Annotated in this window: 15 protein-coding genes, 3 pseudogenes and 1 other annotated feature; of the genes and pseudogenes, 5 read left to right on the top strand and 13 right to left on the bottom strand. The window is 58.5% G+C overall.

Annotation, left to right across the window (positions count from 1 at the left end):
* Positions 1 to 7 precede the first annotated feature (7 nt).
* The 9 genes from O1Q03_RS36760 to O1Q03_RS36715 all read right to left on the bottom strand — a co-directional run bounded on the left by O1Q03_RS36760 (position 8) and on the right by O1Q03_RS36715 (position 11,748).
* Positions 8 to 1,549, bottom strand: a complete 1,542-nt coding sequence (locus O1Q03_RS36760) for an enoyl-CoA hydratase-related protein (protein WP_221624308.1) — start codon at positions 1,547 to 1,549, stop codon at positions 8 to 10.
* Between the two features lie 38 nt (positions 1,550 to 1,587).
* Positions 1,588 to 2,010: an acyl-CoA thioesterase gene (locus O1Q03_RS36755; RefSeq protein WP_269510432.1), complete on the bottom strand. Its 423-nt coding sequence runs from the start codon at positions 2,008 to 2,010 to the stop codon at positions 1,588 to 1,590.
* Between the two features lie 11 nt (positions 2,011 to 2,021).
* Positions 2,022 to 3,173, bottom strand: a complete 1,152-nt coding sequence (locus tag O1Q03_RS36750; RefSeq protein ID WP_269510427.1) for an iron-containing alcohol dehydrogenase — start codon at positions 3,171 to 3,173, stop codon at positions 2,022 to 2,024.
* Positions 3,174 to 3,751: 578 nt separating this feature from the next.
* Positions 3,752 to 4,759, bottom strand: a complete 1,008-nt coding sequence (locus tag O1Q03_RS40040; RefSeq protein ID WP_124522374.1) for a winged helix-turn-helix transcriptional regulator — start codon at positions 4,757 to 4,759, stop codon at positions 3,752 to 3,754.
* A 59-nt stretch (positions 4,760 to 4,818) separates the two neighbouring features.
* Positions 4,819 to 5,808, bottom strand: a complete 990-nt coding sequence (locus O1Q03_RS36735) for an XdhC family protein (RefSeq protein ID WP_269510425.1) — start codon at positions 5,806 to 5,808, stop codon at positions 4,819 to 4,821.
* 705 nt (positions 5,809 to 6,513) lie between these two features.
* Positions 6,514 to 8,049 (bottom strand): sugar ABC transporter ATP-binding protein, encoded by a 1,536-nt coding sequence (locus O1Q03_RS36730; RefSeq protein WP_124522382.1) that lies wholly within the window; start codon positions 8,047 to 8,049, stop codon positions 6,514 to 6,516.
* 163 nt (positions 8,050 to 8,212) lie between these two features.
* The gene (locus tag O1Q03_RS36725) at positions 8,213 to 9,196 is read right to left on the bottom strand and encodes a substrate-binding domain-containing protein (RefSeq protein WP_124522384.1); all 984 of its coding nucleotides are present in this window, start codon (positions 9,194 to 9,196) and stop codon (positions 8,213 to 8,215) included.
* Between the two features lie 28 nt (positions 9,197 to 9,224).
* Entirely contained in the window at positions 9,225 to 10,256 is a 1,032-nt protein-coding gene (locus O1Q03_RS36720) for an ABC transporter permease (RefSeq protein ID WP_124522386.1), read from the bottom strand.
* Between the two features lie 457 nt (positions 10,257 to 10,713).
* Positions 10,714 to 11,748 carry an aldo/keto reductase gene (locus O1Q03_RS36715; RefSeq protein ID WP_124522388.1) on the bottom strand — a complete coding sequence of 345 codons (1,035 nt, stop codon included), beginning with the start codon at positions 11,746 to 11,748 and terminating at the stop codon, positions 10,714 to 10,716.
* 163 nt (positions 11,749 to 11,911) lie between these two features.
* Here O1Q03_RS36715 and O1Q03_RS36710 point away from each other — a divergent pair.
* A pseudogene (locus tag O1Q03_RS36710) lies at positions 11,912 to 12,729 on the top strand (IS5 family transposase).
* A gap of 118 nt (positions 12,730 to 12,847) precedes the next feature.
* On the opposite strand, the gene O1Q03_RS36705 reads toward O1Q03_RS36710, so the two are convergent.
* The 4 genes and pseudogenes from O1Q03_RS36705 to O1Q03_RS36690 form a co-directional block, all read right to left on the bottom strand.
* A complete protein-coding gene (locus O1Q03_RS36705; protein WP_185641337.1) occupies positions 12,848 to 13,306 on the bottom strand; it encodes a transposase in 459 nt (152 codons plus the stop codon).
* 73 nt (positions 13,307 to 13,379) lie between these two features.
* Positions 13,380 to 13,472, bottom strand: a complete 93-nt coding sequence (locus O1Q03_RS36700; protein WP_409364192.1) for a hypothetical protein — start codon at positions 13,470 to 13,472, stop codon at positions 13,380 to 13,382.
* 78 nt (positions 13,473 to 13,550) lie between these two features.
* Entirely contained in the window at positions 13,551 to 13,904 is a 354-nt protein-coding gene (locus O1Q03_RS36695) for a DoxX family protein (protein WP_269510417.1), read from the bottom strand.
* A 62-nt stretch (positions 13,905 to 13,966) separates the two neighbouring features.
* Positions 13,967 to 14,191, bottom strand: a pseudogene (locus O1Q03_RS36690) (transposase); the annotation flags it as partial.
* Positions 14,192 to 14,282: 91 nt separating this feature from the next.
* Here O1Q03_RS36690 and tnpA point away from each other — a divergent pair.
* The 4 genes and pseudogenes from tnpA to O1Q03_RS36670 all read left to right on the top strand — a co-directional run bounded on the left by tnpA (position 14,283) and on the right by O1Q03_RS36670 (position 16,627).
* Positions 14,283 to 14,669, top strand: coding sequence for an IS66-like element accessory protein TnpA (tnpA, locus tag O1Q03_RS36685; RefSeq protein WP_175825817.1), 387 nt, complete (start codon positions 14,283 to 14,285; stop codon positions 14,667 to 14,669).
* Positions 14,657 to 15,001: an IS66 family insertion sequence element accessory protein TnpB gene (gene tnpB / locus O1Q03_RS36680; RefSeq protein ID WP_269510411.1), complete on the top strand. Its 345-nt coding sequence runs from the start codon at positions 14,657 to 14,659 to the stop codon at positions 14,999 to 15,001. Before tnpA ends, tnpB begins: the two co-directional genes overlap by 13 nt.
* A gap of 62 nt (positions 15,002 to 15,063) precedes the next feature.
* Positions 15,064 to 15,327, top strand: a pseudogene (locus O1Q03_RS36675) (transposase domain-containing protein); the annotation flags it as partial.
* A gap of 59 nt (positions 15,328 to 15,386) precedes the next feature.
* Positions 15,387 to 16,627 (top strand): IS3 family transposase gene (locus O1Q03_RS36670; RefSeq protein ID WP_442865862.1). Its coding sequence is split into 2 segments (ribosomal slippage): positions 15,387 to 15,693 and positions 15,693 to 16,627, totalling 1,242 coding nucleotides; the frame shifts between segments, so codons are not numbered across the junction.
* Positions 15,689 to 15,805: a sequence feature (AL1L pseudoknot), on the top strand. Its footprint overlaps the gene before it by 117 nt.
* Positions 16,628 to 16,667 lie beyond the last annotated feature (40 nt).

Here is a 16,667-nt window from a genome sequence, read left to right as displayed (position 1 = left end):
TCCTCCGTCAACGTCCGTGGAATTTCGCTGCGCGTTTTTCGGCGAACGCGGCCCGGCCTTCCCGGTAGTCGTCGCTGCTGGCTGCCGCCGCGATCATCGCTTCGGCTCGATCGAGATCGAGCGCGCCGGTGCCCATCGCCATCCCGTTCAGCTGGTATTTGGCACCCGCCAGGCTCAGCGGCGCGTTGGCCGCCATTGTTCTCGCGAACGAGCGCGCATCGGCCATCGGATCGCTCGTCCTTGCGCGGGGCTTGCCCCCGGTCACACGCTGCCACCACGAGAGCGGCTCCACCTGCGCGTCGTCTCCGGCGATCCGGTCCACGAATCCGATGGCACGCGCCGAACGTGCATCAAATCGCTCTGCGCCGTAGAGGATCTTCTTCGCTTGCGACAGCCCCACCAGCGATAACAGCTTGCGCGTCCCACGCACGCCGTAGATGATGGACAGGCACGCCGCAGGGATGCCGAATGTGGCGTCAGGTGCCGCGAAGCGGAAGTCGCACGACATCGCCAGATGCGCGCCGCCGCCCAGGCAGTAGCCTCGCAATACGGCGATGGTCGGCTTCGAGATATTCGCGATCGCATCGCAGCAGGCATCCACCGCAATCTCGTACGCGTTCGCCTGACCGGCGTCGGCGCGCACCTTCTCGAACTCGGAGATGTCGGCGCCGGCGCAGAAGTCGTCGCCCGCGCCTGTCAGCAACACGGCACGCACCTCGGGATTTCGTTCGAGAGCGGCCATGACCGACGGCATCGCGAGCCACATCCCATATGTCATCGCGTTGCGGCTGTGCGGCCGGTTCAAGGTGACGACCGCGATCTGATCGGAGATCCACACCTTGATCTTCTCGGTCATCAACGCATCCGTCACCTCCGCCTGAAGATTGGCCAACGGGACCGCAGGTGCGCCGTCCGCCCCGGAGGAGCGAGCCTGCGCCGCAGCGCCGCCGACGGGTTCTGCGCGTTGCCGCGTCGCCGCTGGTTCGGCGGCGACGGCCGATTCCGCGTGAGCCGCCGCAACGAGCGGACGCTCGATCGACACAGCCGCCATCAGTGCATCGACGCCCATCGTCGCTGACGACGTCTCCTGTTCGCCATTGGCCACCTTTGTGCCGACCTGCCTCGCGAACAGATCGAAGAAATCGTCCGCCGACTTGCGCGCCGCCGCATCGATCATTCGCGAGCCCAATTGCGCAAGCTTGCCGCCGACGTTTGCCTTGACGCCGTATCGAAGCAGCGTGACATCTTGCTCCAGCGCTTCGAGCGCCACGTCGATGTCGGCACGCGCGAAGCCGGCCGCGCCGCCGGTCCCTTCACCTGTCAGCGTGTAACTGACGGGGGCGGCAATATTTGACAACGTCACCTTGCCGGCGAATCGCGCCTTGATCGGCCCGACCTTCGACACTACCGTCGCGGTAAATTCGTTGTCGGCGCTCTTCTCGAGCACTTCGCACCCCGGGATGCTGGCCCGCAGCACCGCCGGATCGTTGAGCGCCTTCCACACGGTCTCGCGGGATGCCTGCAACCGTGCCTCTCCTGCCATTTCCATTTGTTCTCTCCTCCAGGATACCTGTCGCGACTGGCGAGTCAGGCCATCAACGACTGCAAGACCTGCCGGACATCGTGCGGAACCGGCACGGGGCCGTTCGTTGCCCGATCGACATAGACGTGTACGAACTCACCGATCGCCGAAGCCGTGTCGGCATCGTTGCGAAACAACGCGATCTCGTAGTGCACGCTACTGTTGCCGAGATGCACGACCTTCATGCCAACATGGACGACGTCGGGAAAGCCGATCGACGAGAAGTACGTGCAACGCGTGTCGACCACGAGCCCGATGACGGGGCTGGTTGCAATATCGAGCACGCCACGTTCAATCAAATGCCGATTAACCGCCGTATCGAAGTACGCGTAATAGACGACGTTGTTCACGTGCCCGTAGGAATCGTTGTCGGACCAGCGCGTCTGGATGGCACTGAAGTGCGGATATTGGGCGCGACGCGACGGCATTTTTTTCTGACTCACAGAACCTCCTTGTAGAGCGCGGCCGCGTCCTGAAGAGAAATCTCGCGCGGGTTGTTCACGAGCAGACGGGTTTGACGCATCGCGTCTTCGGCCAGTGTCGCGATATCGCCGTGGCCGATACCGACGTCCGACAGCCGCGTTGGCAAGCCGAGCGCCTTAGGCAACGCAGTCAGCCGCTCGACCAATGCATTCGCACGCGCACTGGCGTTTCCCGTTACGTCGGGCATCAGAACATCGGCGAGCTCCGCATACCGGTCGGCCGCCGCATCGAGGTTGAAACGCATGACCGCCGGCAGAACGAGCGAGTTCGACAGCCCGTGCGGAACATGAAAGCGTGCGCCTACCGGATACGCCAGCGCATGCACGCCTGCTACGGGAGCATTGGCGAACGCGAGGCCGGCCAGCATTGCGCCGAGCAGCATTGCCTGGCGTGCGTCGCGATTGGCACCGTTGGCACAGGCCTCGCCAATGTTGGCGCCGAGCAAGCGAAGCGCTTCCTTCGCAAGGCAATCGGAGACCGGATTCTTCAGGCGCTTGCTGGTGTACGCCTCGATCGAATGAACCATGGCGTCGATGCCCGTCGCCGCCGTGACCGCAGGCGGCAGGCTCAACGTCAGATCCGCGTCGAGCACCGCGATGTCCGGCAGCAGAACCGGCGAGACAACGCCTTTCTTTTCTCCGTCTCCGGTCGTCACGATCGAAATCGGCGTGACCTCGGATCCGGTTCCCGCAGTCGTGGGGAGCAACACCAGCGGCAGTCGCGGTCCCTTCGCAACGCCAACGCCGTAGACGTCCTCGAGCTTTTCCGTCCGGCGAGCGAGAAGCGCCACCAGTTTCGCGACGTCGAGGGAGCTGCCGCCACCGATACCGACCACGCAGTCGGCCCGGGCGGCCACCGCCGCATCGGCCGCACCGTTCACTACGTGAGCCGGCGGATCGGCCTGCACGTCCGCGTACACCGTTACATCCATACCGGCTGCCTCAAGGCTTTCAAGAGCCGGCTTCAGCAGCCCGTTGTCGACGATGCCGCGGTCGGTCACGAGAAAGACCGCGCGACAACCCAGCCGGCCGACGATTTCCCCGAGTCGCGCCGAGGCACCGGCCTCGACGATCGTCGACCTGTTCGACTGAAACTCAAATGCGTTCAATTTTGCTCCTCCACCCGATCACGGAATCACGGAATCGACGACGATATCGCGACTCTAACTTGCATAAGTGGACTATAGTTAGTGAAGTTCTGATTTGCAAGCCCCTTGTTCGACAACTTGTCATGTATGACGCCGCGCGGCTATCCAGCCTTTATTTGCTGATGTAGTGAAGCATTCCGCTCGGATACGGTCGTCGCTTTCGCGTGGGAACGCGGCCGTTCCAATAGTGATTCGTCAGCGTAGACATCACTTGCATTTCCGATACCTTCTTGGTTGTGTACCGCGCATGTCTTCACGGTTAGCGTCTGCTGCAAGGTCAAATCAGGACGCGGCAAGTCCGCGCGCGACCGGATGCGTCCGGCGACACGTATGGTCGGCCAGGCGCACCAAACCATGAGGAAGGGGAAATAGGAGATGACGAGGCGTAGCGCCACGCGCGCGGTCCGTCGGCGCGATTTGAACGACGCGCCCAGCCGGCTGCCAGGCCGGCCGGGCGAGAAGACAGCCGCCGCGATGCTGTTGAATCGATCTGCCGCCGTACGCGCGCCTCGGCGCCACGCGGCACCGCGAAGCGCGAGTCAGGCGACGTCGAGCTCTAACGGCAACGCATACCGCAGCACGTATGACATTTCACGTGGATCGAGTTCGGTACCACATTTGTCGCATATGACGATTGCATGAAAATCGTGGTCGCATTCTCGGTGCCGAAGTTTCAACGGTGCTTTGCCACCAGAAAGCCATTTGTCACCCCAGGCCATCATGACCAGCAGCGGCCCATACAAGTCGCGGCCCATTTCCGTCAGCCGGTACTCGTAACGCTTCGGCTTCTCCTGATACAGCCGCTTCTCCGCGATACCCTGCTCCACGAGTCGCTGCAGCCGGTCCGACAGGATGTTGGTGGCGATACCCAGGCGCGACTGAAACTCGTCGAAGCGTCGAACACCGTAAAAGAATTCCCGGAGCACGAGGAAGCTCCAGCGGTCACCGATGATCTGCAACGTTCGCGCGACCGAGCATGGCCGAATGCGCTCGAGGACGCTCACGTCCGAATTCCGGCGCGAGCGCTTACGTTCGAGGCTACGCTCCTCGCCGCCCGCCCCTGGCCCGTCGCGATAGTGGACGGACCTGGGATCAATGCCGGCGTGGCAGTGCGAGCACACGACGCGCGGTGCGCAATCGCATTTGCAGGTCTTGTGAATGAGCTTCAACGGAGGCTGCGCGCCGCCCGCAAGCCAACGGTCGCCGAAGGCGAGCAGCGCGATCATCGTCGCGTACAGGTCGCGGCCTTGCTCCGTGAAACGGTACTCGTGGCGGGCACCGCCCGTCGACGGAAGCTGTTTCTTCAGTATGCCCAGGGTCGTGAACTTCTTGAGCCGCTCCATCAGCGTCGTACGCGGCACCTGCAAGATGCTTTGGAATTGCTCGAATCGCCTGATGCCGAAAAAGCACTCCCGCAGCACCAGAAATCCCCACGCATCCGACAGTATCTCGACGGTTCTCGCAACCGACGAATAGCGCTCGATCGATGCAAAACGTGCATCCGACGCGCTGTGGCTCGACGATTCGAGCATGGCGGGTTTAACCATAAGTTCATCGAAAAAATTTCATCTGCCATTCGCGCAACGCAACACAGGTGCGCGCGCCCCTATTCGATCCGTTGCGGCACCGATGGCGCATCGCGAAGCGTGTGCGACTGCACGACCGGCACTCCGTGCCGGTGCGAAGTCATCTCTGCCATGATCGCCACCGCAATCTCCGGCGGGGTCCTGGCTCCGATGTGAAGCCCGATCGGACCATGAAGCGCTGCAACCTGCGTGTCGGTCAAGTCAAACAGCTTGAGCCGTTCCCGACGCTTCGCGTTATTCACACGCGAGCCGACTGCTCCCACGTAGAATGCCGGAGATTTGAGCGCCTCGATCAATGCAAGGTCGTCGATCTTTGGATCATGCGTAAGCGCCACCACGGCCGTGTTCTGATCAAGACCAATCCGCGCGATCAGGTCGTCGGGCATTTCGCGGAATACTTCGGTGTGAGCCACGGACCATTCTCCGACGTACTCTTCACGCGGGTCGCAAACGATGACGCGATAGCCCAGCGCCACCCCCATCCGCGCAACATATTCGGACAGTTGCCCCGCGCCGATGATCAGCAGGCGATGGCTCGGCCCGTAGCATGCGCGCAACGACACACCGTCGAACGAAGTCGGGGTCGTCGCATCGGTCGGCCACACGTTGGCTTCGCCGGTATTGACGTTCACGTAGCGGATCACCACCCGGCCACGCCTAACCCATTCCAGCACCTCGTCCAAGTGCGACGATACCCGGACGGGTTCCACAAGAATTCTCAACGTACCGCCGCACGGAAGACCGAAGCGATGCGCGTCGTCTGCCGAAAGGCCGTACGTTACAACAGTCGGCGTCGAGCCCGAGAATCCGACGCTCCGCACGCGCTCGATCAGATCGTCCTCGAGACACCCGCCCGACACAGAGCCCTTTACTGCGCCGTCGTCACGCAGCGCGACCATCGCACCGATCGGGCGCGGCGCCGAGCCCCACGTCTTAAGAACTGTGCCGAGCATCACCGCCCGCCCGGCGCGATGCCACATGACGGCAGTTTCCAGTACGTCTCGATCCATGCTGTCCAACGCAGTTTCCCTCCACGACCCTTCCACAGTACGCCAATCCGTTCATTTATGCAAGTCACATTCGCCCCATACCCAGCGCGAGGATGAATTGACGTCGGTTTAGGACTTGAGAGTGCTCATCGGACCTGCCCGCCCCCGTTACCAGCGCTCGTGGATATGTCTGTATGGTACGTCCATTTGTTACGGACCGAGTCACCAACGACGAACTCGACTGGACGGACTTGCGGCCAGGACCTCTGAATAGATTTGTGCTCGCGGCTAGCCGCGGGCCCTTTAGAGGTTCAGCGAAGCTCGCGGTTGCCTCTTCGCGAGCTCCCTACTTAGACGTAGGATGTCGTCAAGACCAAAGTCACGCACGTTGGGAAGGCGCTCTCCACGCGTCTTAGCGACCACTGTTGCAATTCGAAGTGCATTCGAACGCTCGCGCATAAGCAAATCGAGCGCCTCAATCAAAAGAGATCGCTCTCTCGACGAAATCCTCGGATCTGCCAAATTGTCGTCATCTGTCATTACCCAAATATCCGATTTAAAAAGAAATTAACTTGAGTGCCTTCGCGAGATCAATCGCGCATATACCGATACAAAGGGAAGATATGCCCGCGAAATCGCACACTGAGTCAGAGTGTACGACTTTCCCGTGAGCACAAGCGATTCTTAATAGCCCGGTGGATCTTCATACTTCAATGAGAGGAACCCCTACGACGCCAAATCAACGATCGCCTCTTGGCTAATATCCGAACCTTCTAAAATTTTTGATATACGGCCAGCTCTAAAGATAGCCACCCGATCGCTCACTTGGGGGATTTCTGGGGCTTCAGATGAAACTACGATCGCTGCGCCGCCTTGAGCAACGAATTCTCGTAAAAGTGCGTATATCTCTTGCTTTGATCCCTCGTCGATGCCACGGGTTGGCTCATCGCAGATAATAAATTTCGGCTTCGTGCTCAGACATCTTCCGAACACGACCTTCTGTTGATTTCCTCCGCTGAGACTCTGCACCGCTACCGATGAGGATATACATTTGATCCGAAGGCGATTGATCATTTCATCAGCCATTGACGCTTCCGCAGCTGCATCTAGAAGCCCCAATTTCGATACGTCGCGCAGGGACGAAAGACTGATGTTATGGGCGACCGACTCTTCGAGAATGAGACCCGACAGTTTGCGGTCTTCCGTGACCATCGACATGCCACGCTTGATTGACTCTCTGGGGTCGCCTTCGGGAAGGAGAGTTCCGAAAAGTTTTACCGCTCCTTTCTTCGGTTTGCGCAGCCCGAATACGGTCTCAACAAATTCTGTCCGACCGGATCCGACCAAGCCGTAGATGCCGAGCACCTCCCCCGCGCGGACTTGAAGCGAGATGTCGAAGAACAAATCTTCGCCAGACAATCGATCAACGTCGAGTGCAATATCTTCGACGAAGACTGATGACTCAATTTTTGTCTCCTTCACTTCATGGCCAAGTATCTGTCTCACAAGATACGCGCGATCTATATCCGCGATGAAGCCTGCTTCCACGAATTTTCCATCTCGAAACACTGTGTACTCGTCAGCAAGGTCAAATATTTCCGTTAGCTTGTGTGACACGTAAACTACTGCGGCGCCGCTGTCCCTGATTCGTCGAACAGCGTCGAAGAGAACATGGACTTCGTGTTCGCCAATTGCCGAGGTTGGCTCGTCCATAATAACGACATCAGCTTCGTGACTGAGCGCTTTGGCAATTTCGACGAGCTGGCACTGAGCGAGTGTGATTTCCCCCATTTTTGCTGTCGCCGGGACGGCAAACTGCAACCGCGCGAGGAGCGCCTCTGCGTCAGCGATCATCTGCGCAAAATCGATGATGAAGCCAAGCTTGCGCGGCTCTCGTCCGAGATAGATATTCTCTGCCACCGTCAGTTCGGGAACAGGTGAAAGTTCTTGCGTGATAATCGCGACCCCCTGCTTAAGTGCGTCGCTCGGACTCGAAAAATCTACCTCAGCGCCGCGAAGGCGGATTCGCCCTGCGTCTCGACGAAACAGCCCCATGAGGATGCTCAGGAACGTCGATTTTCCTGCACCATTCGCTCCACAGAGGGCGTGGACGCTTCGGCGTTGCAGAGTGAGCCGGCCGTCCTGGAGCGCGCGAATGCCTCCAAATGACTTCGCTACCGATTCAGCCTCGAGAACTGGGGCACGATCCGTACCCGCGTTCTTGGGGTTAGCCTCACTTATAGATTCAACGAGCGACTGCATCTTTTACTCCAAGCGGAAGCGACCTTACGAATCCGACCGTCTTACTAGGCGGCTACGATATCCCTGAATTCAACGGCGACCAGGCGTCCACTTTTTATCAAGATCGTGGCGACTCCGAGCGTACTCGAAGTCGTTGGATTGCAAAGGTGGGCGCCGTTCATCGCTATTTCATGTACTGCGCCACGTTGCCCTTAGTCAGAATCAACCACGGGACTGTGTAAAGCTTCTGATTGCCTCCGTTCCATTGCATAAGTTTCCCCCACACGTCGGACTGAGGTTGATACGACGGGCCAACAACGGCTCTTAATGCTACGTCCAGTGCTCCTTGCCCTTCAGCGCGTGCATACTTGTAAAGAGTCATGCGCATTTCGCCATCTGCAACCGCGCGCTTGCCGTCAGGAATGCCATCGATAGCAATGACCGGGACTTTCGCGAAGTCGATCTTTCGCGCCTTCATTGCTTGAATGGCACCTAGCGCCATCTCGTCGTTTTCGGAGATAACGCCTTGGATTTTCCCGGGGTAGGCTGTTAGCCAATTGTCCATAATCGTTTGACCTTCCGCTCGGCTCCAGTTCCCCGACTTGCTCGCGATGAGCTTGATGTCTGGCGTCTCCTTCAATCCAGTGTCAATACCTTTACGGCGTGCGATTTGAGACGATTGTCCAATCGGCCCTTCAAGAAGCACCACTGCGCCTTTCCCATGAAGCTCTTTCCCCATTGCTTCAGCAATCATGCGGCCGCCGACGACGTCATCAACGATGACGGTTGAGGTCATTTTCGATGTGTTTGCGCTGAGAGCTGAACTTACGACCGGTATTCCGGCCGCGATGGCTTTGTTAATAGCGGGCCCAGCCGCGTTGAAGTCAATGGGAGCAATTACAATAGCGTCGTACTTCTGCGTTATGGCCGTGTCTACCTGATTTGATTGCACCAGAGGGTCAAACTTACCATCAAAAATAGTGATTTTTACCTTCCCGTTTTCGACCCAAGGATGCGTCTTGATCTGTGTCGTCCAGAGGTGCATGTATTCGCCGGACTCGCCGAATGACAGAACAGCAACCCGAAACGGCTTTTCTGAAGCGTTTGTCGATCCCGCAATCCCGAGCAAAGCTACTACCAGTGCAGCTGACAAAGTTTTCTTCAACATTTTCATCTCCTCCATTTTCCAATTTAATTTACTTTCTCAATCTATCAACAGCCACTGCCAACACAATAATAGCGCCCTTCAAAATCTGTTGATAATATGACGAGACCCCCATCAGATCCATGCCATTATTGATGGTTCCGATTATCAATGCCCCAATTAGCGTTCCGATCAATGTGCCGCGTCCGCCTGAAAGACTTGTGCCGCCGATGACCACAGCAGCGATCGCGTCCAATTCGTATCCGACGCCCGCCTGAGGAATGGCAGCTGTCGTACGAGCAGTAAGAATGAGACCCGCGAGCCCAGCAAGCGCGCCGGATACGACGTAAGTCACCGAGATAACCAGTCTGGTCGAAACTCCGCTTGTCTTTGCTGCGCGCTCACTTCCTCCGACTGCGTATACGTAGCGACCGAAAGGGGTGAACCTGAGCGTGATCCACGCGAACAGGAATACGGCCGCCACGATGACGACGGGAGCTGGAATTCCAGCAACGCTACCAGTGCCGATCCAAACGAACGATTCAGGCAAATCTGACAGAGGGCGTCCATCTGAGTAAATAAGCGTCATTCCCCGCGCCACGCTCAACATACCAAGCGTCGTCACGAACGGGGGCAATCGAAGCCGTGCGATCAATACTCCGTTGATCAAGCCGAGGGTAGTCCCGGTTGCCAAGCCAGCAGCAACAGCTACACTTATCGCGTGAAGCCAAGAATCAGGCGGTAGGCTACCCGCGACCAGTCCTGTGGGCGTCCCAGAGCTCGTCAGCAAACTCGCCGTTACCATTCCAGATATTGCCATTACCGACCCAACCGACAGATCGATCCCTCCCGCTAAAATGACGTAGGTTGAGCCAATTCCCAAAACTGCGTTGATGGCCGATTGCCTGAGCAAATTGGCCCAATTGTCCCAGGTCAGGAAGAAATCGTTGGCGAACGCAAAGAATACACAAATTAGCAAAAAAACACCTGCGATACCCAACGCTTTTACCAGTGAAACAGTCTTCCGGGCCAATGCGAAATTAGCGACGGTAGACGCGCCAATTGAAACTGCTCGATTCTTCATCTCCGCACCTCTAGGACTTTCTCATCTCTAATGGGTTTTAGTACAACTCGACGCTCAACCTATTTCACTTGATATTACACACAATCAGACAATGCAATTGTCAGCTTGCTTGATAAGTGAATTCCCTATCGTGGAGTTTTGATATTTGCAGAATCTAGAAAGATTTCATAAACATCACGCGTGGCGACAAGTCTCCGTCATGCCGATTCAGGGCATCGTTGTTGGCATCGAGCCACTTTTCTATGATATACCGCGACCGATAAAAAATTATGCGCCATGTCACGGTCTTTCGTATGCAGCGTTTTCTCTATAAGCTGCGCCAATTCAATATCGTGCGTCACTCCAACGCTGCACACGCAATTGATCCCAGCCGAGTTTTGTCGCGGCCTTTCGTGTCGACTTTCCGATCAATTGGCGTCCGTTCCGGTACTGTCGCGAAGGATGGACGCGCCGCAGGCTATGCAGTCGGTGCCGCCTCGGGGATCAGCTTGCGCCTTTTCAGTTCCAGCCAGAACTCTTTCGGCGCAACATCTGCGGTGGCAGCGAGATTTTCACGCACCGAATCTGCATTCTGAACTCCCATCAAGACCATCGTAATCGCAGGATGAAGCTTTACAAATTCGACTGCGGCCGAAAGAATGGAAATGTCAAATTGGTCGCAGACCTCCTCGATCTTCCGAACTTTGTCCACGATATCGCTAGGCGCGCTTGCGTAGTCGTACAGCCCTGTAGAGGACCGTGTGCCGGTTGCTAATATCCCGGAATTGAAGATCCCGGCAGCGATAATGGACACGTTCCGTTGCAATAGTTCGTCAAATGCGCCTTCCAACGGCTCGTGATTCAACAACGAATACCGCCCCGCGATCAAAGCGCAATCAAACGTGAACTCCGAAGTGGCGCGGAGAACTGCTTCAGTCTCATTCACGCCCAAACCAACTGCCGAGACCATTCCTGCGTTTCTCAGTTCGTCGAGCGCCTTGTAGCCGCTTTGAGCAAGCTGCTTCCAGTAAATTTCCGCGTCGTCCCCATGCCACGCCTCGCCGACATCATGCAAAAGAAGAATATCAATGAAGTCAAACCCGAGGCGAAATTGGCTTCCCTCGAACGACCGCATGATGCCATCGTAGCTATAGTCGTAGCGGTGATAGAAAGGAAGGGGGTCAATCCAATTGATTGGATAGCGCCCCCTTATTTCTTTGGAGCGATTTGCGGGGGTCAATACGCGCCCTGCTTTCGTGCTCAATGTAACTTGGTCCCGAATACCGAGTTCGCGAACAGCATGCCCGAGATAGTATTCTGCCTTTCCGTAACCGTAGAACGGAGCGGCATCAAAGTGACGAATGCCGCCATCGTATGCGGCGATGATTGCTTCTTCAAAATGACGATAGTCAACTTTTACGCCGAGTCCCGCCATACTTCCGGTCCCGAGCCCAATCTGACTCACAAGTGTCTTAGTCTTCCCAAGTGGAAGGCTTCTCAGTTCCGATGTCATTCTTCCTCCAATTGTTGGTGCCACGCTCAAGGTATTGGTTATCACGGCCGATTCGAGAGAGCCCAGTCCTTCTTAGAGACGGTTTCAAAACGGCTGTTTTGGGGTGTTAACTTCCGCGGCGAGCTGTTAAACCTCTAGCATCAGAACAACCGAGACCGAGGAGATGGGAAAGCCGATCATCGACGACGAATTGTGGACACTGATCGAGCCGTTACTACCGCCAGCGAAGCCGCGGCGCGAGTAGAACCCGGGCCGTCTGCCTGTTTCGAATCGCGCTACGCTGACGGGCCTCCTGTTCGTTCTCAAGACGGGACTGCGATGGCGCGACCTGCCTGTCGAGATGGGATGCGGCTCGGGCGTGACATGTTGGCGACGGCTACGCGACTGGCAGGCCGCCGGCGTGTGGGACCGCTTGCACGAACTGCTGCTCGCGAAGCTGCGCGCAGCAGACCAGATCGGCTTCTGGTGAGCCGCTGTCGATTCATCATCGATCCGCGCCGTTGGGGCGGGCCAAAAACTGGGCCCAACCCGACCGATCGCGCGCGACCCGGTTCTAAGCACCACATCGTCACCGACGCCAACGGGACGCCGCTCGCTGCGATCCTGACTGGCGCCAACGTCCACGACGTCACGCAATTGCTGCCGTTGATCGACGCGATTTCGCCGATTCGTGGCTTGCGCGGCCACCCACTGCAGCGACCACGCGTGGTCTACGCCGATCGCGGTTACGACTCCGAGCGACATCGACGAGCGCGGCGCAATCGCGGTATCGAGCCGGTGATCGCCAAGCGCCGCACCGAACGCGGCAGCGGCCTGGGGAAATATCGCTGGGTCGTTGAACGCACGCATGCCTGGCTGCATCACTTCCGTCGCCTCCGTATTCGTTTCGAGCGCCGCGCCGACATTCACGGCGCATTCCTCAAACTCGGTTGCTGCCTGATCTGCTGGAATACCCTCCGGCGTGCCGAGCAGCCTTTATGAAACCGTCTCTTAAAGCTTTGTTCGTCGGTTAGGCCAAGTCTAGGTAGTCCGCCGACGCACAAGTAGCCGTCAAGAAGATGAATCACCGACAACTGAAAGTTGACAATTGAGTCACTTTTTAATGAGCAGTTGGCCGCTCGACGTCATCTGGCACGGGAGCCCGCCACCCGCCACCTCCCCTGTTCCTAAGGTGTCCGTCGAACCGGGTCAACCTCATCCGACCGTTGGACACGCGCTTGCTCTCGACGCAGCGACAGTACGAACTGAACTGGCCTAGGCTTGGAAACCGGGCGACGGTGCCGGTCTCGAGCATTATCGTGGCCGCGAGAATGTCGCCGATGCTCGGCGCGCTCTTCAGTACCTCGAATTCCGGGCGCAGTCTGACTTCGCGATGGAGGATGAGCTCGATCGCTTGGATCTCATGACTCAATGTGGCGATGACAGCTAGGCTGGCGTCAAGCGCGCGCGGCACGTGCAGCGCGCGCACGCCGGTGGCATCGAGCCGCGGGACTTGCTCGCTGTCCAGCCGTACGTTCGCATGCCGTGCGAGCAAGCTCTCGATGCTCAGAACGTTCACGGTGCGTTGTCGCACCAACTGCAGGCGCTCACGTGAAAGGTCACGCAGGGGCCGCTCTAGGTAGATGTAGCCCTCAGGAAGCAAGCGACAGCTCTTCCTCTCGATATAGCCTGTCCACCACTTTTTGACTGACCTCATAGCCCTCACGCTTCAGCAGCACCTGAATCTTGCGGTAAAGTGAAGGCCTTCAGCGACGTCCAAGCAGCAACGAAGAGGCAACAACTCCATCGTGCAGCCTTGACGACTAGGCTACGTTTAATGCAAGCCAGCCACATGCAGCCGTCAGTAACAAGACGATAGATGGAGGAACCGCGTGAGCGTATTCACGATGGCGCAGCACTGTAGCGACCGCACCCGTCATCACCGCAATCCCGAGAATCGCGCCAAGAACTCGAGTGGCGGGGACGATCAGCAGTAACGCCGCGAGCAATTCGCTCGCAGCGGTGACATAGTGGAACCAACCGGGGTAGCCCCATCTCGCGTACTCATCCTGCACCTTCTTGGGTGCAACTCCATTGACTGCGCCTCCGACGAAGAAGAAAGCGACGAGCCCACAAGTCATGATGCTTTCAATATTAAAAATCATGATGGATTTCATTTACTGTTGTGATTGCTTCGCGGATTCGCCATTAAATGAAATCACAGGGGCTTTAAGAGTCGCTAACACAAGTCGTCCACGAATCTAGAGCAGATGACGGCGGCAGCCAGAGCGAGCAAAGCGGCATGAATATCGAGGCGGCGCTCGAAGCGAATCCGGAGCTTGCCGAAACCAGCAAACCAGGCATGTGTGCGCTCGACGACCCAACGATGACGCCCGAGCCGCTCACTGCTTTCGATACCACGGCGGCCAATACGGGCCTTGATGCCGCGCTGTCTCAGATAGCGCGTAAGCGACCGGCAATGTCATCTTGAAGAGTCAGGGTGACGAAAGCGACGATCGTGTCCACCTATTTTTTAAAATGGACACGTGTACGCTATGGACGAGAATGAAGTGATTTCGGAGACGGTGGAGCCGACGCGGCGACGCCGCCACAGCAAGGAATTCAAGGAGAAGGTGATCCGTGCGGCGATGCAGCCAAACGTATCGATCGCGGCGGTTGCGCTGCATTACCGGTTGAACGCGAATCTGCTGCGTCGATGGGTGGCCGCACGGGAGGAACTGGATGCTGCGCGCGAGGCACGCCAGTCGCTGAGCTTGCCGGCGGCGGAATTCGTCCCACTGCAACTGGAAGCGCCGGGTGCGGCGGCAGATCCAACCGAGATCCAGATCGAGGTACGCCGGGGCGCGGCGACCGTGACGGTGCGCTGGCCGCTATGCGCCGCGGCCGATTGCGCGGCATGGTTGCAAGGGTGGCTGCGGTGATCCGCATCGAGGCGATCTGGCTGGCGACGGAGCCGATCGATATGCGCGCCGGCGTCGATACGATATTGGCCCGGGCGGTGAAGGTGTTCGGCGCGGCGCGTCCGCACCACGCCTACCTGTTCGCCAACCGGCATTCGACGCGCCTGAAGGTGCTGGTGTACGACGGGTTCGGTATCTGGCTGGCCGCACGTCGCCTGAACAAGGGGCGATTCATCTGGACGAATGGCGAGCAGGCGATCGCCACCGCGCTGAATCCCGAGCAGTTGCGCGCGCTGGTGACCGGGCTACCTTGGCAGGCGCTCACCCACGATCACGCGATCACGGTCGTGTAATACCCCCAAAGCCGTAAACCGGCTTGCTTCCGCGGCGGGTTGGGTTCTGGCAGAGTGGCCGCATGAACCCGCCCGCCGACCTTGACGCCCTGAGCCCTGACGAACTGCGCACGCTGGCTGCTCAGTTGATGGCTCAGATCGGCGAGAAGGACCGGGAACTGCACTACCGCCAGAGGCGCATTGACCAACTCACCCACGAGATCGCCGCGCTCAAGCGCCTGCAATTCGGCAAGCGCAGCGAGCAGTTCACCGCCGAGCAGATGAGCCTGCTTGACGAGGCCATCAACGCCGACCTGGCCGCACTCGAAATCGAGCTGGAGCAGTTGTGAACCGCTCCGGGAATGTAGGAGACTTCGGATCTTGGCTGTAATTGGAGATTTGAAGTATGGAAAACGAAAGCAAGGTAAGGAAGCCCACCGGGACGCGATATTCAGATGAGGTGCGGGAGCGGGCGGTGCGGATGGTGTTTGAGCATCAGCACGAGTACGAAACGCAGGGGGCGGCGATCCGCTCGATCGCTTCGAAGATGGGGATGTCGCGCGAGACGCTGCGAAACTGGGTCATCCAGGCTGAGCGCGACCGTGGCCAGCGACCGGGCACGACGACTTCCGAGCTCTCACGGCTCAAGGAACTGGAGCGCGAGAATCGTGAATTGCGCACGGCCAACGAGATCCTGCGCAAGGCCTCCGCGTATTTCGCGCAGGCGGAGCTCGACCGCCGATCGAAACCATGATCGCGTTTATCGACGAGCATCGCGACGTCTACGGTGTCGAGCCGATCTGCCGCCTGCTGCCGATCGCGCCGTCGACGTATTACCGGCACGCCGGGCGGCGCAGCGATCCGGAGCAATGGCCAGAGCGAGCGCGTCGCGATGCTGAACTGAAGGCCCTCATCCGTGCGGTCTGGGACGAGAACTTTGGCGTGTATGGTGTGCGCAAGGTCTGGCGCCAGTTGCTGCGTGATGGTGTGAAGGTCGCGCGCTGCACGGTTGCGCGCCTGATGAAGGCGATGGGCCTCGAAGGTGTGCGGCGCGGGCGCCGGATCAAGACGACGCAGCGCGACGATGCGGTGCCGTGCCCGCTGGACCGGGTCAAACGTCAGTTCCGTGCCGATCAGCCCAACGCGCTGTGGGTTGCGGATTTTACCTATTGCTGGACATGGTCGGGCTTTGTCTACGTGGCCTTCGTCACTGATGTGTTTGCGCGCCGTATCGTCGGTTGGCGCGTGTCGGCATCGATGAAGACTGACTTCGTGCTGGACGCGCTGAACCAGGCGTTACACGATCGCCAGCCGCCGCCCGGCCTCATTCATCATTCCGATCACGGGTCGCAATATCTCAGCATTCGGTACACCGAACGTTTGGTGGATGCTGGCGTGCAACCGTCCGCCGGCAGCGTTGGCGATTCGTACGATAATGCGCTGGCCGAGACAATCAACGGACTGTACAAGGCCGAAGTTGTGCACCGGCGTTCATGGCGTACGCTCCAGGATGTCGAACTCGCCACGCTGGAATGGGTACACTGGTACAACCACCATCGGTTGCTCGGCCCGCTCGGGTACGTGTCGCCGGCGGAGGCGGAGCAAGCTTACAAACGGAATCTGGCGCTATCCGCTCGCGCGGCGTAGCGCCAAACTCGGCGGTCTCCGACAAACCCGGCGCGGTTCA

The organism is Burkholderia sp. IMCC1007 (genome assembly GCF_027257875.1).
Lineage (GTDB): Bacteria > Pseudomonadota > Gammaproteobacteria > Burkholderiales > Burkholderiaceae > Burkholderia.
Note: the sequence above shows the minus strand (reverse complement) of the source record. Positions and strands in the feature narration are given on the sequence as shown.